General features: G+C 53.8%; 17 protein-coding genes. 6 read left to right on the top strand and 11 right to left on the bottom strand.

The genetic code is table 11. The features are described 5' to 3' along the window. Positions 1–49: 49 nt before the first annotated feature. From speA to CBR65_RS01345, 7 genes are all read right to left on the bottom strand, one after another. A complete protein-coding gene (gene speA, locus CBR65_RS01375; protein ID WP_087465200.1) occupies positions 50–1,969 on the bottom strand; it encodes a biosynthetic arginine decarboxylase in 1,920 nt (639 codons plus the stop codon). A 373-nt stretch (positions 1,970–2,342) separates the two neighbouring features. After that, positions 2,343–2,897, bottom strand: coding sequence for a PEP-CTERM sorting domain-containing protein (locus CBR65_RS01370; protein ID WP_087465199.1), 555 nt, complete (start codon positions 2,895–2,897; stop codon positions 2,343–2,345). 242 nt (positions 2,898–3,139) lie between these two features. Further along, on the bottom strand, positions 3,140–4,522 hold the full coding sequence (locus CBR65_RS01365) for an MATE family efflux transporter (protein ID WP_087468858.1): 1,383 nt from the start codon (positions 4,520–4,522) through the stop codon (positions 3,140–3,142). A gap of 125 nt (positions 4,523–4,647) precedes the next feature. Further along, the gene (locus CBR65_RS01360) at positions 4,648–5,013 is read right to left on the bottom strand and encodes a DUF6164 family protein (RefSeq protein WP_087465198.1); all 366 of its coding nucleotides are present in this window, start codon (positions 5,011–5,013) and stop codon (positions 4,648–4,650) included. A gap of 56 nt (positions 5,014–5,069) precedes the next feature. Beyond that, the gene (locus tag CBR65_RS01355) at positions 5,070–6,260 is read right to left on the bottom strand and encodes an efflux RND transporter periplasmic adaptor subunit (RefSeq protein ID WP_087465197.1); all 1,191 of its coding nucleotides are present in this window, start codon (positions 6,258–6,260) and stop codon (positions 5,070–5,072) included. A 51-nt stretch (positions 6,261–6,311) separates the two neighbouring features. Then, on the bottom strand, positions 6,312–8,672 hold the full coding sequence (locus tag CBR65_RS01350) for an ABC transporter permease (protein WP_087465196.1): 2,361 nt from the start codon (positions 8,670–8,672) through the stop codon (positions 6,312–6,314). 6 nt (positions 8,673–8,678) lie between these two features. Next, on the bottom strand, positions 8,679–9,395 hold the full coding sequence (locus tag CBR65_RS01345; RefSeq protein ID WP_087465195.1) for an ABC transporter ATP-binding protein: 717 nt from the start codon (positions 9,393–9,395) through the stop codon (positions 8,679–8,681). A 154-nt stretch (positions 9,396–9,549) separates the two neighbouring features. On the opposite strand from CBR65_RS01345, the gene CBR65_RS01340 reads away from it, so the two are divergent. Further along, on the top strand, positions 9,550–10,554 hold the full coding sequence (locus tag CBR65_RS01340) for a ribonuclease Z (RefSeq protein ID WP_198300852.1): 1,005 nt from the start codon (positions 9,550–9,552) through the stop codon (positions 10,552–10,554). Between the two features lie 42 nt (positions 10,555–10,596). Here CBR65_RS01340 and purU read toward each other — a convergent pair whose 3' ends face one another. Next, positions 10,597–11,457 (bottom strand): formyltetrahydrofolate deformylase, encoded by an 861-nt coding sequence (gene purU, locus CBR65_RS01335; RefSeq protein ID WP_087465194.1) that lies wholly within the window; start codon positions 11,455–11,457, stop codon positions 10,597–10,599. A 210-nt stretch (positions 11,458–11,667) separates the two neighbouring features. On the opposite strand from purU, the gene CBR65_RS01330 reads away from it, so the two are divergent. Then, positions 11,668–12,687 (top strand): DUF72 domain-containing protein, encoded by a 1,020-nt coding sequence (locus CBR65_RS01330; RefSeq protein WP_087465193.1) that lies wholly within the window; start codon positions 11,668–11,670, stop codon positions 12,685–12,687. 87 nt (positions 12,688–12,774) lie between these two features. Here CBR65_RS01330 and CBR65_RS01325 read toward each other — a convergent pair whose 3' ends face one another. Next, positions 12,775–13,575 carry a PhzF family phenazine biosynthesis protein gene (locus tag CBR65_RS01325; RefSeq protein ID WP_087465192.1) on the bottom strand — a complete coding sequence of 267 codons (801 nt, stop codon included), beginning with the start codon at positions 13,573–13,575 and terminating at the stop codon, positions 12,775–12,777. Positions 13,576–13,710: 135 nt separating this feature from the next. Then, positions 13,711–14,601, bottom strand: coding sequence for an AEC family transporter (locus CBR65_RS01320; RefSeq protein ID WP_087465191.1), 891 nt, complete (start codon positions 14,599–14,601; stop codon positions 13,711–13,713). A gap of 194 nt (positions 14,602–14,795) precedes the next feature. On the opposite strand from CBR65_RS01320, the gene CBR65_RS01315 reads away from it, so the two are divergent. Next, entirely contained in the window at positions 14,796–16,829 is a 2,034-nt protein-coding gene (locus tag CBR65_RS01315; RefSeq protein ID WP_087465190.1) for a PhoX family phosphatase, read from the top strand. Between the two features lie 131 nt (positions 16,830–16,960). Here CBR65_RS01315 and CBR65_RS01310 read toward each other — a convergent pair whose 3' ends face one another. Continuing rightward, positions 16,961–17,833 (bottom strand): LytTR family DNA-binding domain-containing protein, encoded by an 873-nt coding sequence (locus CBR65_RS01310; protein ID WP_232461304.1) that lies wholly within the window; start codon positions 17,831–17,833, stop codon positions 16,961–16,963. 179 nt (positions 17,834–18,012) lie between these two features. Between CBR65_RS01310 and CBR65_RS01305 the strand changes: the two genes are divergently transcribed. The 3 genes from CBR65_RS01305 (at position 18,013) to CBR65_RS01295 (ending at position 24,307) form a co-directional block, all read left to right on the top strand. Then, the gene (locus CBR65_RS01305) at positions 18,013–19,278 is read left to right on the top strand and encodes an acyltransferase (RefSeq protein WP_087465188.1); all 1,266 of its coding nucleotides are present in this window, start codon (positions 18,013–18,015) and stop codon (positions 19,276–19,278) included. A 699-nt stretch (positions 19,279–19,977) separates the two neighbouring features. Then, complete coding sequence (locus tag CBR65_RS01300; protein ID WP_087465187.1) at positions 19,978–22,896, top strand: ribonucleoside-diphosphate reductase subunit alpha; 2,919 nt, start codon at positions 19,978–19,980, stop codon at positions 22,894–22,896. 169 nt (positions 22,897–23,065) lie between these two features. Then, positions 23,066–24,307 carry a ribonucleotide-diphosphate reductase subunit beta gene (locus CBR65_RS01295; RefSeq protein ID WP_087465186.1) on the top strand — a complete coding sequence of 414 codons (1,242 nt, stop codon included), beginning with the start codon at positions 23,066–23,068 and terminating at the stop codon, positions 24,305–24,307. The last annotated feature ends 45 nt before the right edge of the window (positions 24,308–24,352 follow it).

Raw genomic sequence — 24,352 nt, 5'->3', positions numbered from 1 at the left:
TCGGGTATGTTATGTCGGGTTAGCGCAGCGTAATCCGACAAGCATCCGCTTAACGCTCGAAATAGGTATAACCGCGCAAGCTATCGGTAAAGGCCGCCAACATCTGCTGGCGATCAGCAACGCTGATGCGGCCATCACGCACAGCTTGTTCTGCAGTGGTGCGGAACGATTGATACATGGCGTTAGGATCGTACTCGACATAACTCAATACATCAGCGATGCTGTCGCCATGCAGTTCGTGCACGAATTCAATACTGTTATCTGCATTGATGCGCACACTGGCCACATTGGTATCGCCAAATAAATTATGCAGGTCACCGAGCGTTTCCTGATAGGCACCGACCAGAAAAACACCGAGATAATATTCTTCGCCAGCCTTTACGGCATGCAATGGCAAGGTACTGGTTTCGCCTTCCGGACCGGCAAATTTTTGCAACTTGCCGTCACAGTCACAGGTTAAGTCCGCGATAATCGCCTGGCGTGTCGGTTCTTCGTGGAGCCGGTGAATCGGCATTACCGGAAACACCTGCTCGATCGCCCAGGAATCTGGCAAGGATTGAAACACGCTGAAATTACCATAGTAAATATCCGCCAATTGTTGCGGCAATGTTTCCAGCTCCTGCGGAATACGTTTCATCTGCGGTAATAGCTGCGCAATTTTTTGCAGACCGGCGAGATAAAGATTTTCGCCCAGCGCGCGGTGGCGCAAGGAAATATCACCGCGATGAAACAGGTCGCGAATCTGGTCGCGGTAATAAATCACATCGTTGTAACATTCCTGCAAGGTGTTGGGTTTAATCACCGAGAGTGAGTGCCACATATTCTCAATCATTTCATGAGAGTCGGCCGGCAAGTGTTCGGGCAGCGGCGCCGGTTCAAAATGCGTGACATCAAGAACGTTAAACAAGAGTACGGCTGTGTGCGCAACCGTCGCGCGCCCGGACTCCGTCACAATAATGGGATGAGTAATGTTATGTTCGTCGAGGGATTCCTGAATCGCCTCCACCACGTCAATACAATATTCCTGCACCGAATAGTTTCGGCTGTGGCCGCTGGTGCTACAGGTGCCATCGTAGTCAATGGCCAGACCACCACCCAGGTCGATATACCCCAGAGGCGCGCCCTCACCGACTAATTCAATGTAATAACGACAGGCTTCCAACACACCGGCACGAATGCTGCGGATGTTGGGAATTTGTGAACCAAGATGAAAGTGCAGCAACTGGAAACAATGCAACAAATCCGCCTCGCGCAGACTATCGACCACAGAAACCAATTCGTTGGTATTTAAACCAAACAGGCTACGATCACCACTGTCTTCGCTCCAATGGCCTTCCACTTTGGTGGACAGTTTCAGCCGCACACCAATCAAGGGGTCAACGCCCAGTGCGCGACTGCGCTCGATGACGATAGGCACTTCGGCCAGTGTCTCCAGCACGAAGAAACATTTGAAACCGAGCTTGCGCGCCTGCAAACCCAGATCAATAAATTCGGCGTCTTTGTAACCGTTGCAAATGATGACGCTTTCGCGATCCTTTAACGTTGACAAGGCGATCATCAATTCTGCCTTGCTGCCCGCTTCTAACCCGTGGTGGTAACGCTCACCGAAACGCGCGATCTCCGCAATGACGTGGCTTTGTTGGTTAACCTTGATAGGAAATGCGCCGCGATATTGGCCTTGATAGCCGCTGGCCTGAATGGCTGAGGCGAAAGAATCATTCAATGTGCTGATGCGTGTATCAACGAGGTTTTCAAGACGCAGTAACACCGGCATATCCAGGCCGCGCTGCTGTAACCCTTGGGTAATCTCCATAAGCGAGATGGATGATTCACCACCGTTGACCGGCACCCTGACAATAACCTCACCGGAATCAGAGACGCCGAAATAGCCATTACTCCACTCATCAATGCCGTAGAGTTCGGCGGATTTACGTGAGGTCCAGTTGGGAGGGTTGTAGGATTTATTCAACGATTGGATACCTTAAAGTTGAGTGATTGATGGAATAGCGTCAGCTGACTGACGCACGGTCATATACCGGTAACCTCAATGACACCACAGCGTCGCCAAGTTCCTGCAGCTTGCAACACAAGCTTATACAAATTCGGGGTTTATGCGGATTCGGGCGCAATTGTCCACATTCTCGTTCAAAAATAAAGCTTTTTCATGACGATGACGGGTAATTGCAGATGAAAATGGCTCTCAATAATGCGCCGCGCTATTCTGGCATTACCTTAAAGAGAGTGACAAGTGCAGAATACAATTGTTACAAAGCGAAGAGAGAGGATTACTGGAAAACCAGGTGTAACAATTCAGTGCAAGAATAATAATCGTGCAGCACCAATCAGTGTTCAGCCCAATCAGTGCGACGCCGATGAAGAATGAGCCCCAGCATGCCCACAGCGACCAGCATCAGGGTGGTCGGCTCAGGAATCGACGCGCGACTGCTTGATGTAGTGTCGACCTCGACAATCACGTTCAAGGCCGCCGTATCCAGCAAGGTCGCATCGGCGTCTTTTGAATGACCACTCATCGCGACCGATGACACGCTGGCAAAGAGTTCTCGTTCAAACACATCCATATCAAATAAAAAATCCCTGCCATACATGGGCGGTCTTTGATGCGTTAATTTAACAAAGGATTTTAATGAAAAATCCCGTACCGATTGCCCACCTAAGGCGAGGTCACGTGGGAATAGCGCCCTGTCACTTGCAGTTTCAAATTCGCTGCCGAACACAGGGCGAAGGGATGAAGGCTGACTCGCTACATCAATATCAGCTTGATCAACAAACGGACGAGCCTGAACGCTCATCATCACTAACGTGAATACCATGCCAACCAGATACCGCTGTAAATAATGCGGCTCCGTTATTTTCGTACAATGCCATTTCATGTTCATGCGCCGACTCCTGTCTTCTCGTATTCACCGGGCCTTTCAGGCAATAACAATTCAGGCAGTAGCAGTTTTTACACCAACCTGAAAAGTTAACCGTGAATCAATCAGTTAAAACCTGACACATATTTTTCTATTGACGCTTGCGTAAAAAATGTCGACTCACTTCCGTTTGTATTATCGAACCGGAAGCAACGCCAGGGATTGTCGGTGCATTTCATGGAGGGGTCAGTGTGTTCAGTAACATATCATGAGGCACCTGGACGAAAATAAATAACACGGTAAGTCAGTAACAGACTCGCCACAGTTAAACCCACACATAACGCAATCCAGAAACCAGCAGCGCCCATGGGCTCAACCAACCAATGGGTAAACGTGAGGACATACCCTAACGGCAAGCAAATTGCCCAGAACGACAACAGCATGATAAACATGGGAATACGAGTATCGCGGTAACCACGCAAGGTGTTAATCATCGTGACCTGAATCACGTCTGCAATTTGAAAAATCGCCGCAAATAAAAACAGCCTGACAGCGACATCAAGCACGGCGAGATCACCCGTATATAAGCTGGCAATAAATTCGCGGCCGAACAACAACACCGGCACATTGATCAGCGAAATACCCAACGCCAACACCAACACACTGCGCGCCAGTAATTGCGCGCGCGCCTGAGCCTGGGCACCCACCAAAAAACTGACACGTAACGTAAGCGCCATACCCAGACTCAAGGGCACCATAAACAGCAGCGAGATGGCATTAAGAACAATTTGGTGCCCCGCCACTACCTTCGGCCCCAAGGGTGCAAGAAATAGCGCAATGACGGCAAACATGCTGACTTCTACAAACATCGTAAAACCAATCGGCACGCCCAAACGCAAGACATGTTTTATCTCTTGCCAATCCGGCAGCACACGATCCGCCAGCAGGTGAAATGTCGCATAGGTTTTACTGCGATTGAGGTATACCAACAACGCGAGCACGGCGATCCAATTGGAAATAGCCGTGGCCCAGCCACAACCCACTCCACCCATTGCCGGCAAGCCGAGTTTGCCGTAAATAAAAATATAATTGAGCGGCAAATTAAACAGCGTACTCACCAGCGAGAACGCCATGATGACGCGGGTATGGCCGAGTCCATCGGTGAGCCCGCGCAACGCCGTTAACAACAATAATGCAGGTACGCCCCAGCAAAAAGCGTCAAGGTAACCCTGCGAAATTGCCGCGGTACGCGTATCGAGTTGCAATAAATCCAACACCGGGCGCGCATTGACCAATAAAAGAATCATCACCAATGCACAAACAGCCGCAATATATAAACCTTGCCAGGTAACCGGCATGATCCGCTGTAATTGTTCGGCGCCACGGTGCCCCGAGATAATCGGCTGCAACGCACTCAGGACGCCCATAAAAAATAACAGCACCGGCACCCATAAACTGGTGCCGATACCCACGCCCGCCAAATCTTCCGCACTGGCGTGACCGGCCATCACCGTGTCGATAACACCGTTGGCCATCTGCGCCAATTGCGCGACCAGAATCGGACCGCCGAGGATGGCCAGGGTTTTCCATTCATCGAGCACCTGCGTCAGCCAACTGGCTTTAAGATCAGCAGGTTTTAATTCAGGCATGGGTATTTCTGGCGTATGTATTTCTTGTGTAGATACATCGGGTTCTTGCACGGGTCGAATTCCTGATGACAGCAGATAGAAAAAAGCGGTGTTTATTACGGGGGAAAATTAACAGCACATAACAATCATGAAAATGCATACCAGAACGGCACAATGGAGATCGCCAATATAAATACGATCGCGATCACTTGCGCCAGAAAGCGTATCGGATGCGCGGCAATTTTTTTGGCTAAGGTAGGCGTTTCTCCCCGCGCTTCTAACTCCGCATAAAGCTGTTGTTGATGTGCTGTGCGTTGTTGTTGGTAATCGTCCAGTAATACCTTGGCTTGCTCATATTGCGTATCATCAGGTAACCAGATGGCGTCCAGCCCGACCCGCCACATGCCAGCATTGGTTTCGTAAAAAAAAATCTCGTGGTCACGCAGCAGCTGGCGAACCTCATCCGCTTCTTCGTTCGGAACATTATTGAGTTTAAAAAGCAGTTTTGACATGGTGTTTTCTTATTCAGCATTAAAATTGACGGCCAGCATTTTTACATTATTGTTACTTAACGTAAACGCACGCGCGTACCCGCTGCGATATCCTGACCGGGGTAAAGAATAGCAGTTTCACCTTCGGCAAGCCCATCTACTATTTCCATCATTAATCCACTGCGGCGACCGGGGATTATTTCACGCCGTTGCGCGCGGCCATCTTCTATGACATACAGTGCCCACATATTGCCCTCACGAAATATCGCGCTGGCAGGAATTTGCAGCACATCATCGCCTTCCCACAAAATAAAGCTCGCCTCCACCCGATAACCATCGCCCAGTGTTGCCCAGTGCTCTCGCTCAGCGTCAATATCCACGATGACCCAGACACGTTGTTCTTCTACGCCCAGGGCCGAGTAGCGAGTAAAACCGGCAGGGTCAATCCGACGAACACGACCGGGCAAACTTGCCTCGCCGCCCCACCGCTCTAATTCCACCCGCATACCGGGAGTGAGACGTACAGCATCCGGCGAAAGCACATCAACTTCCACTTCCAGACTAGCCAGATCGCCCAACATCAAAATTGGGTCACCCGCCTGCACCATGCCTTCGCTCTGCCGTTGACGGGCCAACACCAAGCCACCGACGGGCGCAGCCACTGCAAATGGGCGCCGGGATTGTTCTCCGCCGTCGATTGCCAAGGTCGCGCGCGCATTATCCCGCTCGTGGCGAGCCACCTCCGCAGCGAAGCGGCTGGAACGCAACGCCGCATCTGCCCGGCGAGCTTCCGCCTGGGCTCGATCAAGGTTGTCCACCGGCATATGGCCCGCCGCTACCAGGCGCTTCACACGGGTCAGTTCAGTGTCAGCCAACTCTGCCCGCGCCTGCTCGGATTCCACCTGGGTTAAGGCGGCCTCCAACGCTGCTTCAGTGCTTGCCAGTGCTGCTTCAGCCTGGGCACGACTGCGAGCGTCCAGAGGTGTTGTCGGGGTCGGGTTAATAGTGAACAACGGCGAGCCTTGTTGTACGGCATCGCCCGGCTCAAGTAGTACGCGATTTAAATAACCTGTTATCGGCGCTGAAACCTGATAACGATCCGGCAACCGTGTACGCCCCTCTTCCTCTACCATCACGCGAAAATGGCCGCGGGTGACAATGGCGTTATCCACCAATACAGGAGGGCTGCGGAAACCATACATCAGCGCAAGCAATATCAGAAAACCAATACCGCCTAAAAAAACGTTGCGCCTGTTAAGTCGAACCATGATAGCTCCTGGATTTTCATTTCCGTTGGGAGTTCGTTTTTATCAGCCAGATCATTCTGCCGCTTTGAGGGCCGACACCATATCCAGCTTCATTAGCGACCGGCCGATCATCAACGCAGACAGGAACGTCGCAATCAAGACCACCACGGCGGCCACTGCAAAAGTCTGCGGTGTCAGGATAAGCGGCACCCGATAAAGATCTGTTTGCATGCCCCAGGTCAGCAGCCAGCATAAGCCGGTTCCCAACACAAAGCCTACCGGCATTGCCAGCACGGTTAGCAGCAAGAGTTCACCCAGCAAAATAAACGCAATCTCAGCCCGGGTGAAACCTAATACGCGCAGGCTTGCCAGCTCCCGGCCCCGTTCGGCAAATGCGATACGCGCATTGTTATACACAACAGCGAAGCCAATAGAGCCAGCCATGAACATGCTGAATATCGTAAATACCAGGATGGTTTCGTCCATCATCCGGGAGAAGGCCCGAATGGTATTCTCGCGCAGGGTCACACCCGCGACACGCGGCACCTGATCCAGACGCCGATTCAGTGCCGGCAATGCCTCTGCATCCACTGCCAGAAAAACACCGCTGATGGTATCGCTCTCGCCGAGCAGGCGTGTCAGCGAGGTTTTATTCATATACGCACCGACTCCGACGAATTCGGTAACCAATCCCGTCACAGGGATTTCCAATAACGGCCGGCGACCTTCCTGGATTTTTACCTGCAACCGATCTCCCGGCTTTACTCCCAACAAATATGCCAGATGATCCGTAAGCAATATCCCCTCACTCGGAATCGCCGCGGGCTGCAATTGCGCGTCCAGCACCGTAAACAGCCGGCTATTCTGTGTGTAGCCTTGTACGGCGCTGCGATATTCGCTGTGACCGTAGTGAAGGATTGCAGGCGCTGTGCGGAAACCTTCCGCATAACTTACCCCAGGCATTGCCAGAAATTCATAAAGCGCGCGACCCGCTGCAGGCTCACTGAAGGTAACGGTGACATCCTGCTTCTGTGCGAGACGGAATTGCACGTCCAACATGTAAGCAATGGAGCCTTTCTGAAATCCAGTAAGCATCATCATGGCCACCGCCAGACCGATGCCCAAAATAGAGAATCCCGCTTTTAATGGCTGACGCTCGAGGTTCCTCAAAATAATTCGGGTAGGCTGGCTCAGCCACTGTATGCCCAACCGCTCTATCAAGGTGCGCCGGAAATGTGCCGGCGGCTCCGGGCGCATAGCTTCTGCCGGCGGCAAACGAAACGCGCGATAAACTGCGCTGAGAGTGCCTGCCACAGTAGCACCACCAGCAATCAAAACAGCGGTGATGACAACCGCCGGACGTAAACGGAATGCCAACCAGGGAAAGCGAAAGAACTCTTGATATATACCGGCTAATCCACTTGCCAACCAGGTTCCGAGTAACACCCCGAGAATCGCACCCACCATAACAACACATAAGACCAACGCCAGGTAGTGACTGGCCACCATAAGGCTGTTGTAGCCGAACGCTTTAAGCACGGCGATCTGTTCGCGCTGGGTACGAATCAGGCGCGCAGCGACCACGTTTAGCAGAAAAGCCGCCACACCAATAAAGATCAGCGGCAGAAAGCGCGCCATCACTTCTATTTGCTTCAGTTCCTGTTCCAGATAACGGTGAGAAATCTGATCTTCACGCTCGTAAGCACCCAAACCGCCCCATGGCTCCAACAGTTGGTCAAGGTTGCTGATCACACTGGCGTAGTTAAATCCCGGCGACAGGGTTAATACAACATTATTGAATGCGCCATCCATACCAAACGCCGCCTCTAAAGCGGTACGGTTCATCCACACGATGGCGTAGCGGGAAAAATCAGGGAAGAGATCACCGGGACGAATTTGGTAAATGTATTCCGGCGATAGAGCAATACCAGACACCAATAGGGCTTGATAACGGCCGTTAATTACTACCGCCAGGTGATCACCCGGTTTCAGTAGATGAGCTTCTGCAAAAGCCTCGCTGACAAGTACCTGGTCGTCTCGATAATCGCTGGGCAATTGACCTTGACGCAAAAATAACCGATTGAGTTGAGGCTGGTCGGCATCCGGGATGGAGATTGCCAAGCCAGTAATAGGCTCATCAAATCCAGCCATGCGAATATTTAAAGGTGCCTGTACCCGCGTTTCCAATGTAGCTACGCCGGGAATATCCCGCAGCTGTTGCGCCACCGCTTCAGGTGCACGTTTTAGATTGGCAAATACCTGGGCAAAACGCTGGCTCTGATAAACACTCTGCTGACTCAGGCGCAAGGACTCCAATGCGGTGTACGACATCACATACATTGCAACACCGGTAGCAATAACGGCAGCAATCGCCAGCCCCTGACCTTTAAGTGTCCATAGATTACGCAGCAGCTTGATGTTCAGGGCGCGCATTAGCGGTTACCACTGCAAGGTGTCCGGCGAGACGGGATGGGGATTCTCAATCACCTCACTCACCCGCCCATCACTGATGCGAATAGTGCGGTGAGCGATATCGGCAATGACTGCATTGTGTGTAATGACGGCGGTGGTGGTGCCCAACTCCCGGTTAATATTGCACAACACTTCCAACACCTTAATGCCGGTTTTGGAGTCCAGCGCCCCGGTCGGCTCATCGCAAAGTAAAACCTCCGGCCGCTTGGCAATGGCGCGAGCAATGGCTACTCGCTGTTGTTCACCCCCTGACATTTGGGCCGGGAAATGATCCATCCGCGTTTCCAACCCAACAAGACTCAAAGCCTCAGCAGGCTCCATGGGATCGCGCGCAATCTCGGTGACAATAGCGACATTTTCGCGCGCGGTCAGGCTGGGGATGAGGTTGTAAAATTGAAAGACAAAACCTACGTGGTACCGCCGAAACGCCGTCAGGGTCTTTTCATCCGCATGGCTCAGATCCGTATCGCGATACCAGACCTCACCCGATGTTGCCGCATCCAAACCACCCAGGATATTCAACAAGGTAGACTTGCCGCTACCGGATGCGCCCAACAACACCACGAACTCATCCGCATAAAGTTCGAGATCCACGCCACGCAACGCCCGAATCTCAACCTCACCCATGCGGAAAATCCGGGTAAGATTGCGGGTGCGGAAAACGGGTGCTGTTATTTCATTCATTGAAACCCATCCTATCCCGGGCTTTATTTAAAAGACTTGCGATGGATCAAGAATCCACGGTGGGTGTCAGGCGACTGTTAATTCCACTGAATTTTTTTGTCGACAATGTCTCTGACTTTACGTACTCAACAGACGTATACATACAAGCGGGCTAATGATGAATCTCGTTTTTCTTGGCACCTCTGCCGGCACCCCCACCAAACAGCGCAACGTCACTGCACTGGCACTGGAGCATGGCGATGATCGCGGCTGGTATCTGTTCGATTGCGGCGAAGGCACCCAACATCAGTTATTGCACACCCGCTTCTCCCTGTCGCGATTGCGTGGCATCTTTATTACCCACGTCCATGGCGACCACACCTTTGGATTGCCCGGCCTGCTGGCCAGCGCCTCCATGGCAGGGCGTACCGATCCCCTGCCCCTGATCGCCCCGGCGCCGCTCAAGCCGTTTGTTGAACTGGCCACCGGTGCTACCCAATCCCGCTTAAGTTATGAGCTGCAATTTATTCCTGTCGATGTTGACGACTTCCTATGGCAGGACAACGACATTACCGTTACCACGGCCGAACTTTCCCACCGGGTGCCCTGTTTCGCCTACCGCGTCACCGAAAAAAATCTGGAGAAAAAATTACTGACGGAACGCCTGGAACGAGACGGCATTCCTGCGGGACCCGTGTGGGGACAAATTCATCGCGGCGAAACCGTTATGCTGGAGGACGGGCGAATCATCCATTCTGCTGATTATGTTGCTGTCACCCGTCAACCCAGGCGTATTGTTGTTGGCGGTGATAATGACAAGCCGGAGCTGTTGCGCGATACGTGCGTCGACGCTCAATTATTGATTCACGAAGCCACCTACACCCAGGTAGTTTCCGACCAGGTTGGCCCCGATCCTCAACACAGCTCTGCCGCACAGGTGGCACGTTTTGCCCAATCCGTTGAATTACCAAACCTGATACTGACCCACTTCAGTTCCCGTTATCAATTCACGCATAAAAATGCTCCGTTGATTGATGAGATAGAGCAGGAAGCGCGGCAATTTTATGAAGGCAACTTACAGCTTGCACGAGATTTTGCGGAGTTTGAGTTGAGAAAGGATTTTAGCTTGATCAAAACTGAAAGCAGCAATGTTGGCAACAGTGTTGCCAACAACCGTTAACAACATTGGCAGCCCCGCTGATCGTTAGATAATTTTTTCCTCTTACCGCGAAAACACCACCGTTTTATTGCCATTCAACAACACACGATGCTCCGCATGCCAGCGCAAGGCGCGGTTAAGTACTACCGCTTCAATATCGCGACCGATCTCCGCCATGTCGTCCGGGGAATTAATATGCGAAACACGTTCGACGGCTTGTTCGATAATCGGGCCTTCGTCGAGGTCCGCCGTTACAAAATGCGCAGTGGCGCCGATCAGTTTTACGCCGCGTTCATACGCCTGGTGATAGGGTTTTGCGCCTTTAAAGCCGGGCAAAAATGAATGGTGGATATTGATCGCGCGGCCGTTGAGTTTGCGGCATAAATCATCGGAGAGAATTTGCATGTAACGTGCAAGCACCAGGCAATCGGCTTTCTGGTCTTCGATCAATTGCCAGATTTTTGCTTCCTGCTCCGCTTTGGTGTCGGCAGTCACCGGCAAATAGTGAAAGGGTAATTCGTACCATTCGGTAAGATCCTTCATTACCGTGTGGTTGGACACTACACCCACAATATCAATCGGCAGCGTGCCGCTTTTCCAACTGTTAAGCAGGCTGTTCAGGCAGTGGCCCCATTGCGACACGGCAATCAATACACGGGGTTTGCAGTCGCTGTCGAAGATGTTCCAGTCCATCTTGTACTGTTCGCCCAAGGGCTGGAAGATGGCTCTAATCTGTTGCAGGCTGTAACCCGCCGGGCATTCAAATACGGTGCGCATAAAAAAGCGGCGGCGGTCGACGTCTTCGAATTGTGAGGATTCTTTGATGTTGAAACCCAGGGTTGCGAAGAGTGTGGCCACAGCGGCCACAATGCCTTTGGAATCCTGACAGCTGAAGGTTAGAACAATTTCGTTAACGCCGGACATCGTGGTGGTTTCCCTGAATCATGTAGCCGCTGATGCGGTGAGTAAAAATTGCTGCCAAGCCTACGGGATTGCACCCCGGCTGTTCAAGTAGTGGTTTTCTGGAATGAGGGATTGGCCATTACCGGAAACTCGTCGGATTACGCCTTTGGCTAATTCGCCTACAATGTGCCCATTCTCATTCGGGCACAACCACGTGATTCGACAATACTTATGCAAGATTCCCTATTCAACGATGAACCAACCCCCAAGCCCAGCAAAAAATCCGGCAAAACCGTTGAGCCAGCCACACCCGACCCGGCGTTGATCGACCTGGCAGACAAGCTTCCGACGCATCTGCGACTGGGCACGTCCTCGTGGAATTATCCCGGATGGGCCGGCTTGGTCTGGGACGGGGAATATCCTGAAACGAGCCTGTCCCGCCAAGGCCTGCAGGCCTATGCACAACACCCGCTGTTCCGCACGGTCAGCATCGATCGCTCATTCTACCGGCCGTTAAACGTCGCGCAGTTTGCCGAGTATGCCTCACAGGTACCGCCGGATTTCCGGTTTGTGGTGAAAGCCCCAAGCCTGGTAACCGATGCATTAGTGCGCGATGAATCCGGCCGGGGCATGCGACCGAACAGCCACTTTCTCGATGCCGCGCAAGCGGTACAACTATTTGTCGAACCAGCGTTGGAAGGCTTGGGCCACAGGCTGGGGGCTCTGGTCTTTCAGATCAGCCCACTGCCCGGCCATTGGCTGATGCGCATGCCGGAACTGATCAATCGCCTGCACACCTTGTTGAAGGCCATCCCGAACCTGAACGCCATCGCACCTGATGGCGTAGTCGCGGTAGAAGTGCGCGATCCACAGTGGCTGACGCCAGCATTTGTGAATGCCTTGCGCGATACCGGCGCAACCTACTGCATGGGACTGCACGCGAAGATGCCACGCATTGCTGAACAATTGCCGATTCTGCGCGCGCTCTGGCCGGGACCGCTGGTATGCCGCTGGAACCTCAACCCGCTGCACGGCGCTTACGGTTACGAAGACGCGCAACAGCAGTATTCTCCTTACGACAAGATCATCGATCCCGACCCGGAAACGCGCGAGGTCCTAGCACGCGTCATTACCGGCACCGCCAACGCTGGCCACAACGTCTACGTCACCCTCAGCAATAAAGCCGAAGGCTCCGCACCACTGTCAGTGATCGAACTCGCCAAAACCATCCACTCAAGTAGGTCGGATTAGCGTCAGCGTAATCCGACGTTGACCTATCAAAAGCATTATCGGATTACGGCGCTTTCGCGCCTGATGCGACCTACGGGAGATAGAAACTCAAGCGTGGAATTCTCCCGTCAGGGTGATGTGAGCCTGCCCCGAAAGATGCACGCGATCGCCTTGCAACGTGAGGTTCAACAAGCCAGTACGTGCGGATGCCTGCAAGGCACGCAGACGTGTCTTGCCCAGTCGCTGACCCCAGTACACTGCCAGGAGGCAATGAGCCGAGCCGGTCACCGGGTCTTCGTTGATACCGACACGGGGCGCAAAGAAACGGGACACCATATCGAGGTCAGGTGCATCGCCGGGCGCCGTCACTATCAAACCGCGCATAGGCAGGCTGGCGAGCAGGCGCAAGTCCGGTTGCAACCGACGCACCTGCTCCGCCGAGTCGAACACCACTAACCAATCCTCTCGCCCCTGCCCAACCCACGCCGGGCGCTCACCCAGCGCATCAATCAATAGTGAAGGGGCGGACTCCATTTCCTGCGGCGAGTCAGACGGAAAATCGAGAGTGATACCGTCGTGCGTCCGGCTGGCGCTCAGTAAGCCGCTGCGGGTATGGAACTCCACCACGGACTCGGTTTCCTGGCCGCTATGCCACAACACATGCGCCGCGGCTAGGGTCGCATGACCGCAGAGATTCACTTCAGTGGTCGGCGTAAACCAGCGCAGAGTCCAGCCTCGCCCCGTTTGGAGGTTACGGGAAACAAACGCGGTTTCCGACAGGTTCATCTCTGCCGCTACCTGCTGCATCCACTGGGCCGACTTTTCCTGTTCCACAATACAAACAGCCGCCGGGTTACCGGTAAACGGCCCGGTGGCAAAGGCATCCACAATATATAAGGCTTGGCTCATCGCATTCTCTCCCAGCACAAAAACGCCACTCCAGGGGCTTCAATAGTTACAGTTTCAGATAAACGTCACCTGCGCAAGCTGTCGCGCGTATGACACTAGCCGTGTCGGATTACGCTGGCGCTAATCCGACGGCATTTAGGCTGGCAACAACACAGCCAGCAAAAACGGCAAAGTCACAAACGCCACTAGGGTAGAAATCACCACCATGGCCGCAATCTCCTGGGGGTTTCGGTCGTAGCGTAACGCCAATAAATAATTAAACACCGCCACCGGCATGGCGGATTGCAGCAGCACCACACTGCGCGAAACACCTTCCACATTCAGCAGCCAACAACTCAACCAACCCAGCGCGAGGCCACCAAAAATCCTGGCGATGCTGAAGCCGAAACTGCGACCCAAAGTGACAATTTTAAGTGTGGCGAGGGAGACACCGAGGGTGATGGTCATCAGCGGAATCGCAAAGCCGCCGATCAGGGTAACGGTGTTATCGATCCAACGCGGCAAGTGGGTGCCGGTCACCAGCATCGCCAGCGCGATAATCATGGAATGGATTACCGGCTGACGCGCCATATCTTTAAAACGATCACCCCAACCGCCTTCCGAAACCAGCAGCAATCCCACCGTAAAGGTGGCGATCATCATCACCATAAACGAACCGAGCGCCAGCGCAAGGCCGAGTTGACCGAAAGCAAACAGGCACAAGGGCAAACCCATGTTGCCGTTGTTGGGGAAGATCAACGGCGGCAGATAGGTGGGAATATCCAACTTGAAACTGCGCAACATCAACCATCCCAATACCCCCATGGCAAACATGGCCACGGCCGTGGCCAGCATCACTTCACCCATCACCGCTGCATCCACCTCCACCTTGCTCATTGCCGAAATAATCAAACAGGGCGTGCCCACATACATGACGATGCGCGAGACGAAGTCCGCCGGGTAAGCTGTGCCGGAGCGGCCCCAGATAAAACCGATCAAGACGCTGATGACGATGGGTGCAAGGATGGCGAAGAGTTCGCTGAGCATAATTCAACCTTGAAAAAACCGGGTGAGAAAGCTGCGCATCTTAACAGGCTAATGAGGGCCAGGGTTTTGCATCAGCGGAAATAGGCTGTCATCAAAGCTTCGTCATTTTGTCGCAGAACTGCCATATGCATGGCGTTTAATTCGCTGGTTAACAAAATCAAACAATACAACCGTCCAGCTGGAGTCCTCACCTCATGATTGAAAAAAATACCCCGCTTGTGATCGACAACAGTGGCGAAGAGCCGCTATCCAATTTTTCTGACAACCCCACATTTGCTGCCATTCTGGATGCGCGCCAACAGCGTCGTGCTTTCCTGAAAGGTGGCGTCGGTGCAGCTGTTGCCACCTTTATGGGTATCAGCCTGGTTGGTTGTGGTAGTGATGACGATGACAATAACTCCAGCTCTTCCTCGTCGTCTTCCAGCACGGCAAGTAGCTCAACCAGTTCCTCATCCTCATCTGCTGCACCAATGCTAGGATTTACCGCAATTGCCGCCGCTCGCCCGGACACCATCCTTGTACCTGAAGGTTATACCGCCACCGCTTTTGTACCTTGGGGCACTCCCCTGACTGGTAGCCTCCCCGCCTTTAATGACGATGGCAGCAACACTGGGGCAGATCAGGAACAACAGGTTGGCGCACATCATGACGGCATTTTCTTCCTGCCGATGGATGCTAAAACAACCGGCACCAATTCCGATGAAGGCCTCCTGGTTATGAACCACGAGTACTTTGACCCCAACGTATTTCATACCAACGGCCCTACCAGCGTTGACGGCAAAAGACCGACCGATGAAGTCCGCAAAGAAGTTGCTGGTCACGGTGTAAGTGTTATCCACATTCGCAAAACCGATAATGTTTGGGCAGTGGTAGAGGGCAGTGTATTTAACCGTCGTATTACCGGCGCAACACCTATGGATATTCGCGGCCCGGTTATGGCATCGGCCAAACTCTCCACCAAATACAGCCCCAACGGAACCGAGACCCGTGGCACGCTCAATAACTGCGGCAGCGGCCTGACACCCTGGAATACCTACCTGACGGCTGAAGAAAACTGGGCGGGTTACTTTGTCAATAAAGACGCCACTATGCCACGCGAACATTCGCGCTATGGCGTACCGGACGATCATGGTCGTTTTTATTGGGAAACAGCAGAATCTGGTGAAGATTTGTATGCCCGTTTTGACGCGAGCACGCTGGGCGCAACCGCAGCGGATGACTACCGCAACGAACCCAACACCTTTGGCTGGATGGTAGAAATCGATCCGTTTGACCCGGAAAGCAAACCGCAAAAACGTACAGCTTTGGGTCGTTTTGGCCATGAGGGCGTTATCTTTGCTCCGGCAGAAGAAGGCAAGCCCATTGTGTGTTATTCCGGTGACGACTCCACCAACGAATACATCTACAAATATGTATCGGCAGACAATTATTACGCTGCCATTGCTGGTGGTTATTTGCTGAATAACGGCACGCTGTACGTAGCTAAATTTAACGAAGACGGTTCTGGCGATTGGCTGCCATTGGATATCAGTAACCCGGACTTTATTGCCAAAGCGGCCGACGCTGAGGTGACCTTTGCTGATCAGGCCGATGTGCTTATCAACACCCGCCTCGCGGCCGATGTGATGGGCGCGACCAAGATGGATCGCCCGGAGTGGGGTGCCGTGCATCCGGACACCGGCGAGGTGTACTTCACACTGACCAACAACAGTGGCCGCACCGTTACCGATGCAGCTAATCCACGCCCTGAAAACCGCACTGGTCATATCATCCGTTGGCGCGAAAACGCCGATGCCAATACCTTTGAGTGGGATATCTTCCTGCTGGGTGGCGATGTAGGCACCACAACGGGCGAGATCAGCCTGACTGCCGACAACCACTTTGCCAGCCCTGATGGTTTGTGGATCGACTCACGCGGCGTGCTCTGGATTCAAACGGACATGAGCGGTTCGCAACAAGGCGACGGCCCATTCGGTAACAACCAGATGCTCGCTGCCGACCCTGTGACCAAAGAAACCAAACGCTTCCTGGTCGGCCCGATGGATTGCGAGGTGACTGGCGTTCACGCCACACCGGATCTCAAGACCATGTTCGTCAACATCCAACATCCCGGCGATCGCTCAGCGGTGGGTGATTTCACCAGCCACTGGCCAGGCGGCGGCACCTCTCGCCCCCGCTCTGCCACGGTTATCGTGACCAAAAACGATGGCGGAATGATCGGTAGTTAAAAACTCTTTAGGAAAGGATTGATAAGGGAAACATGGCATGGAAGCTGGTAAGGACGACACTTAAAAATTCACAATCAATGACCGACATGCGGGCTGATGGATCAGCCCTTTTTATTATGTCTTCTCCTGACTTACCCGCACTCCCCCATTGCCGCTTTAAACGCATCACGATATCGCCGCGACAGCGTTAACTCCTCTCCCGTATGTAAAAACACACCGTAATCTCCCGCTTCGGTGGGCTGAATATGGTTGATGCTGCCAAGGTTAACAATCAGTGAGCGATGTATCCGAATAAACATGTCCCGCGGTAATAAAGACTCCAGGCGACTAAGAGTGATTCGCATGGGGTATACGCTGTCTTTTACATGCAAATTAGCGTAATTGCCGGAGGCTTCAACCCAACGGATATCGGACACTGCCACCAGAAACTCCTTACCCAGCTTTTTGACCAACAGGCGGTCCGGTAGCGGCGTGGATGAAGTTTCGCTTTCATCCATGTAACTCGCCTCACCTTGCAAACGTCGGACGATAAATTGATAGCTGGTGCCTACCAATAAAATAATCAGGTAGGTCATGGCATCCTTGCGATATTCGTACAGCAACTCATAACCCAGATCGCCAAAGTTGTAATCAGAACCCATCATCCAGTACACCAACTCGCGCAGCCCCACCATGCCCGACACATGGATCAGGGAAAACGGCAGGGTCAGGAGCGCGTGAGCCACCAATAGGCCAGCCAAGCCCAAACGTGCCTGGAGCCAGGCGTGGATGCGCAGTATCGGCCAGACGCTCAGCAGGACGATAAGGGTGCTGGATGCTTCCCAACAAAAGGGTTCCCACGCGGCAATATTGCTGTCGTGACGGCGAATCTCCATCAACGAGGTCGTGGCAAGCAGCAGCGTGTTCAGAAATCCCCACGCTATCAATAGCACCGGTTGCCAGAGGTGCTGGTGGGCGAGGAAGTGGGTTTTTAACCGTGTGGCGGTGTTGTCGCTGGTGTTCACTCTAGATATCCAACCTTCGCATAAAAACTCTCCGCCGTTTGCCCCGGCTGGCTGCCGGTTATCACAACCCCTTGTCATTCAATCACTTACCGGGACGATCCAGGTTCGGTTGCGGGCACACTGCGCACTTGAGGCCGGCAATTGTGCGGGCATTCATCGTCCCCTGTCGGAGATTATTCATGACTATTGCTCTACCGCAAACCCCGGTTCATTGGTCCCAGCAACGACGTCATGCACTGGATTGGCTGCGTGTGCTGGCCTTTGGGCTGCTGATTGTGTACCACCTGGGCATGGCTTACGTGGCCGACTGGGGCTGGCATATCAAAAGCGTGTATCAGAGCGAACTTCTGCAATACCCGATGCTCTGGTCCAATCAGTGGCGCATGTCGCTGCTGTTTCTGATCAGCGGTGCGGCGGTATCCTACCAGCTCCACCGATACCACGGCTGGAGATTTATACTTGCCAGCACGCGCAAACTGCTATTGCCCCTGGTCGTGGGCAGCCTGGTGATTGTGGCACCCCAGTCATTTGTGGAGTCGAAGATGGCGGGTGCTATTCCTGACATGGGTTATCTGGAGTTCTGGCGCCACTACCTGGGGTTTCCATTCGGGTTCGGTGATCCTTTACCCCCGGCTTACGGCCGATTCTCCGGCTCCAACGTCATCTGGAACCACCTCTGGTATCTGCCTTACCTGTTTGTATACATCGTGCTGATCTGGATGATTTATCCGGTTTTCAATCGTCCCGCTGTTGCAAATCAAGCAAGGCTCTTGGCCGACAGGCTGCCCTTGAGCCTGCTCTATGTGCTCCCAATCCTGGTGCTCTTCGGCATAGGCGAATGGCTGTGGGAGCAGTTTCCCACTACCCATAAACTGGTAGACGACTGGTACAACCACGCTCGCTACTTTGCCGTTTTTCTGCTTGGCTTCGGGTTCGTTCGTAGCACACGGCTGTGGGACAGCCTAGGTAAGCTGTGCCTGCTGTCATTGATCCTCGCGCTCGCTAGCTACGCCGCCATTGTGTTTTATGTTCGTGGTGGCGAGCTCAGCCACTACTGGGCCGCACTGGCAACTGTGGAGGGTCCACTGCGTGGATTGATCTGGTCCGCCAACGGCTGGCTGTGGATTATGGCCATTATTGGCTACGCTCAGGTCTGGTTAAACCGGTCCTCGCCACAGGTTCGCTATGCCAATCAAGCCGTCTACTGTTGGTACATCCTCCATCAAACTTTTATTGTGTTGGGTATTTATTGGCTGCGCGCTTATTTCCTTGATTCGCCCTTCGGTCCGATCCTGGAGCCAATGATGGTGGCGGCTTTTACCTGTTTTGGATGCTGGCTTGGCTATGAAACGATCAAATGGATTCTGGGTGTTCGCTTGGCGTTTGGCATCTTCATTCGGCCCACAAGGACTGTGACGCCAAACACGCGTGTCATCATTGAGTAGCGTTGAATGAACAGTTATTCCGCTGCAGTAAAAGTTTGGGGAATAACTCACGATTTTGAGCATAAGTAAAAAGTCTAAATGGAGCCGGGATCGGGTATGTCTGCCCAATCCCCGTTATAGCGCGGTTACAACGAATTACCCACACTTTATCCACAACCAGCCCCCAGCTTTCTCCGCTTGCAATAAACAAAAAACCGCATTATCTTGTAGCCCACATGTGAAACACCCCTATATATGGGGTTTAGCTGTGGCGCAGTCACCCTGACTCCCACAATTGATTCACAGCCATTATTGCGTGTAAACCGGTCCTGCAAATTGAACTACTGGATCAGGTGCACGTGGTTTTTTTGAGTTGTATTAACCGCTTAGCACCCAAGACTTCATGCACTACTTGAACTTTGTGCATGGACATAAAGAAAGATACGCCGAAGCGCCACCCGGCGTGCCAGTACTCAATAGACGGATCTGCACCAGGCAACTCATACAGTGGTTTCCAATCCACAGTGATGACACGGCTAAAACACGGCTAAAGAGGTACCAGCCATGACCGCGAAACCCAACAATTAGCGCTGTTCAAGCGCTAACTGATTTAACAACTATTGATCCAGACGTTATTGACTCAACAGCTGTTGCTTAATCATTTTTATATAAACGACTTACAAACATTCACTCCCTCGACGGAATCAGGCGGAGCCACCTATGCATACAGAAACTGATATTACCCCGGCCACCGGCACCCAATCACAAGCAGAACACCACCACGGCACCAACCTTTCGGCCACCGCGCCGGGTCAGTTGCGCGTCATCAAGCGCAATGGGACTGTAGTTCCTTTTGATGCCAGCAAGATCGCCGTGGCCATGACCAAGGCGTTTTTGGCCGTTGAAGGCGGCACCGCTGCTGCATCGAGCCGGGTACACGAAACCGTCGACAATCTCACCAAGCAAATCACTGCGACCTTCAAGCGTCGTATGCCCTCCGGTGGCACCATCCATATCGAAGAAATCCAGGACCAGGTTGAGCTCATCCTGATGCGTTCCGGTGAACAAAAGATCGCGCGTGACTATGTGCTGTACCGTGAAGAACACGCCCGTATGCGCGCCCAGAAACGCGCCCAGGCCGTATCCGCCGACCCGGATTACCCAAGTATTAATGTGGTACTGGAAGATGGCACCCGCGCGCCGCTGGATATTGGCCGCATGCGCACTATCGTCAGCGAAGCCTGTGTGGGCCTGACCGGTGTGGATGAAAAAGCCATCCTCGATGAAGCCATGCGCAACCTGTATGACGGCGTGAACCTGAAAGACGTCAACACCTCGCTGGTGATTACCGCCCGCGCCCTGGTGGAAAAAGAACCCAACTATTCCTTTGCCACTGCCCGTCTTTTGCTCGACAAACTGCGCGCCGAAGCCCTGGGATTCCTCGGCGTGGCGACTCAAGCCACCCAGTCCGATATGGAGCTGTACTACGCCCGCGCCCTGCCCGCTTACATCCAGAAGGGTGTAGAGCTGGAATTGTTGTCGCCGGAGCTGCTGAACTTTGACCTGGAAGCGCTGGGCAAAGCACTGATCGCGGACCGCGACCTGCAATTCACTTACCTCGGCCTGCAAACCCTGTACGACCGCTACTTTATCCACAGCAACGACGTGCGCATTGAACTGCCGCAGGTGTTCTTTATGCGTGTGGCCATGGGCCTGGCAATTCAGGAAGAGAACCGCGAAGAACGTGCCATTGAGTTCTACCGCCTGTTGTCGTCCTTCGATTACATGAGCTCCACCCCGACCCTGTTTAACTCCGGCACCCTGCGTTCACAGCTGTCGTCCTGCTACCTGACCACCGTGCCCGATGACCTGCACGGCATCTATGGCGCCATGCAAGACAACGCCATGCTCAGCAAATTTGCCGGCGGCCTGGGCAACGACTGGACCCCCGTGCGCGCACTGGGCGCCTACATCAAAGGCACCAACGGTAAATCCCAAGGCGTTGTACCCTTCCTGAAAGTGGCCAACGATACTGCGGTGGCCGTCAATCAGGGTGGCAAGCGCAAAGGCGCCGTGTGTGCCTATCTGGAAACCTGGCATATGGATGTCGAGGAATTCCTCGAACTGCGTAAAAACACCGGTGACGACCGCCGCCGCACCCACGACATGAACACCGCCAACTGGATTCCCGACCTGTTCATGAAGCGCGTGTTCGACGACAAGAGCTGGACCCTGTTCTCGCCCAATGACGTGCCCGATTTGCACGACCTCTACGGCAAGGCATTCGAAGCGCGTTACGAGCATTACGAACAACTGGCCGCCCAAGGCAAGATCAAGGTCCACAAAACCATCCGCGCGCTGGACCTGTGGCGCAAGATGCTGGGCATGCTGTTTGAAACCGGCCATCCGTGGATGACCTTTAAAGACCCGTGCAACCTGCGCAGCCCGCAGCAACACGTGGGCGTGGTGCACTCGTCCAACCTGTGTACCGAGATCACCCTCAACACCAAGGCCAACGAAGAAATCGCTGTGTGTAACCTGGGTTCAGTGAACCTGGCGCAACACATTGTCGACGGCAAGCTGGACCAGGCCAAACTGGCAAGCACCGTGAAAACCGCGATCCGTATGCTCGACAACGTGATCGACATTAACTACTACGCCGTGGCGACCTCCAAGGCCTCTAACCTGCGTCACCGCCCCATCGGCCTGGGCCTGATGGGCTTCCAGGATGCGCTGTACCTGCAACGTATTGCCTATGGCTCCGATGACGCCGTGCAGTTTGCCGATACCTCCATGGAAGCCATCAGCTACTTCGCCATCAAAGCATCGTGCGAACTGGCGCAAGAGCGCGGTAAATACTCGACCTTCGATGGTTCCTTGTGGAGCAAGGGCACACTGCCCATCGACTCTATCGACCTGCTGGTACAAAACCGGGGTGAAAACTACATCAAGGTCGACCGCAGCCAGACCTTCGATTGGGACACGCTCCGCGAAGAGGTGAAAACCAAAGGTATGCGTAACTCCAACGTGATGGCGATTGCGCCGACGGCGACTATCTCCAACATCACCGGCGTTACGCAATCCATTGAGCCGACGTATCAAAACCTGTACGTGAAATCCAACCTGTCCGGCGAGTTCACCGTGGTCAACCCGCACCTGGTACACGACCTGAAAGAACGCGGCCTGTGGGACAGCGTGATGGTCAACGACCTCAAGTACTACGAAGGTTCGGTGCAAAAGATCGACCGCATCCCGGCCGACCTGAAAGCCATCTATGCCACCGCGTTTGAAGTCGAGCCGCGCTGGATTGTGGAAGCCGCCAGCCGTCGCCAGAAGTGGATCGACCAGGCACAAAGCCTCAACCTGTATATCGCGGGTGCCAACGGCAAGAAGCTGGACATCACCTACCGTATGGCCTGGTTCAGTGGTTTGAAAACCACCTATTACCTCCGTGCCCTGGCCGCAACCACCACGGAAAAATCCACCATTAACACCGGCTCGCTCAACGCGGTTTCCTCCGGTGGTGGCAGCAACGGCGTCGCCGCGGCACCTGCCAAGGAAGCCAGCAGCTTCAGCGAAGCCGCCCCGGTACCCAAGGCGTGCTCCATCGACAACCCCGACTGCGAAGCATGCCAATAACCCGGATTCGGTCGGATAACCCCGACCGCCCTCCGGTCAAACTAAAACGTAGGTCGGATTAGCCGCACAGCGGCGTAATCCGACAAATAAGCCCGATCAGGGCACAAAACACTTGCAACCAGGCCCAGGCCCTGGCGACTTAAAACCCTCAACAGAAAGGACCAAACCCATGCTGAGTTGGGACGATTTCAACAACGAAGAAACCCCCAAAGCAAAATCGGCCCCCGCCTACCGCGAGCCGAAAGCCCCCGCACGCCCGGCAGACACTGAAGCCCAGGCTGCCGCACCGGCAAACAACCCCAACGAAAAAGTCAGCCCCGAACTGGCCAAAGCCCGCGCTGCATTGGCTGACCTCGACCCAACCCCCGGCCTCGAAGAACTGGAAATGGGCGCCGCGCGCATCCAGGTTGACGACAAGATGATGATCAACTGCCGCGCCGACCTTAACCAGCTCGTACCCTTTAAATACGACTGGGCCTGGCAAAAATACCTGGACGGCTGCTCCAACCACTGGATGCCGCAAGAAGTGAACATGACCGCCGACATCGCCCTGTGGCGCAGCAAAGACGGCCTCACCGAAGACGAACGCCGCCTGGTCATGCGCAGCCTCGGCTACTTCTCCACCGCCGACTCACTGGTCGCCAACAACCTCGCACTGGCGATCTACCGCTTGATCACCAACCCCGAGTGCCGCCAGTACATCCTGCGTCAGGCGTTTGAAGAAGCCATCCACACCCACGCCTACCAATACTGCATCGAATCCCTGGGCATGGACGAAGGCGAAGTCTTCAACATGTACCGCGAATTACCCAGCGTTGCCAACAAAGCCGCGTGGAGCCTCAAGCACACCCAAAGCCTCGGCAACCCCACCTTCAAAACTGGCACCCCGGAAAACGACCAGGAACTGCTGCGCAACCTCGTGGCTTTCTATGTGGTCACCGAAGGCATCTTCTTCTACTGCGGCTTTACCCAAATCCTCAGCATGGGCCGCCGCAACAAGATGACCGGCGTCGCCGAGCAGTTCCAATACATCCTGCGCGACGAATCCATGCACTTGAACTTCGGCATCGACGTGATCAACCAGATCAAACTGGAAAACCCGCACCTGTGGACGCAAGAATTCCAGCAAGAAGTTATCCAGATGATCCTGCAAGGCACCGAACTCGAAATCGCCTACGCCCGCGACTCCATGCCCCGCGGCGTCCTCGGCATGAACGCCGCCATGATGGAAGAATACCTCCACTTCATCGCCAACCGCCGCTGCTCGCAAGTTGGCTTGAAAGAGCAGTATCCAGGTGCACAGAATCCCTTCCCGTGGATGAGTGAGATTATGGATTTGCGGAAGGAGAAGAATTTCTTTGAGACGCGCGTGATTGAGTATCAGACTGGTGGGGCTTTGAGCTGGGATTAAGTAAGGGCTAGCGGCGAACGACACAACCTGTGTCATAAGCGACGC

This window comes from Cellvibrio sp. PSBB006 (assembly GCF_002162135.1).
GTDB lineage: Bacteria > Pseudomonadota > Gammaproteobacteria > Pseudomonadales > Cellvibrionaceae > Cellvibrio.
The sequence above is the reverse complement of the archived record's forward strand: the minus strand, read 5'-3'. Positions and strand labels throughout refer to the sequence as shown.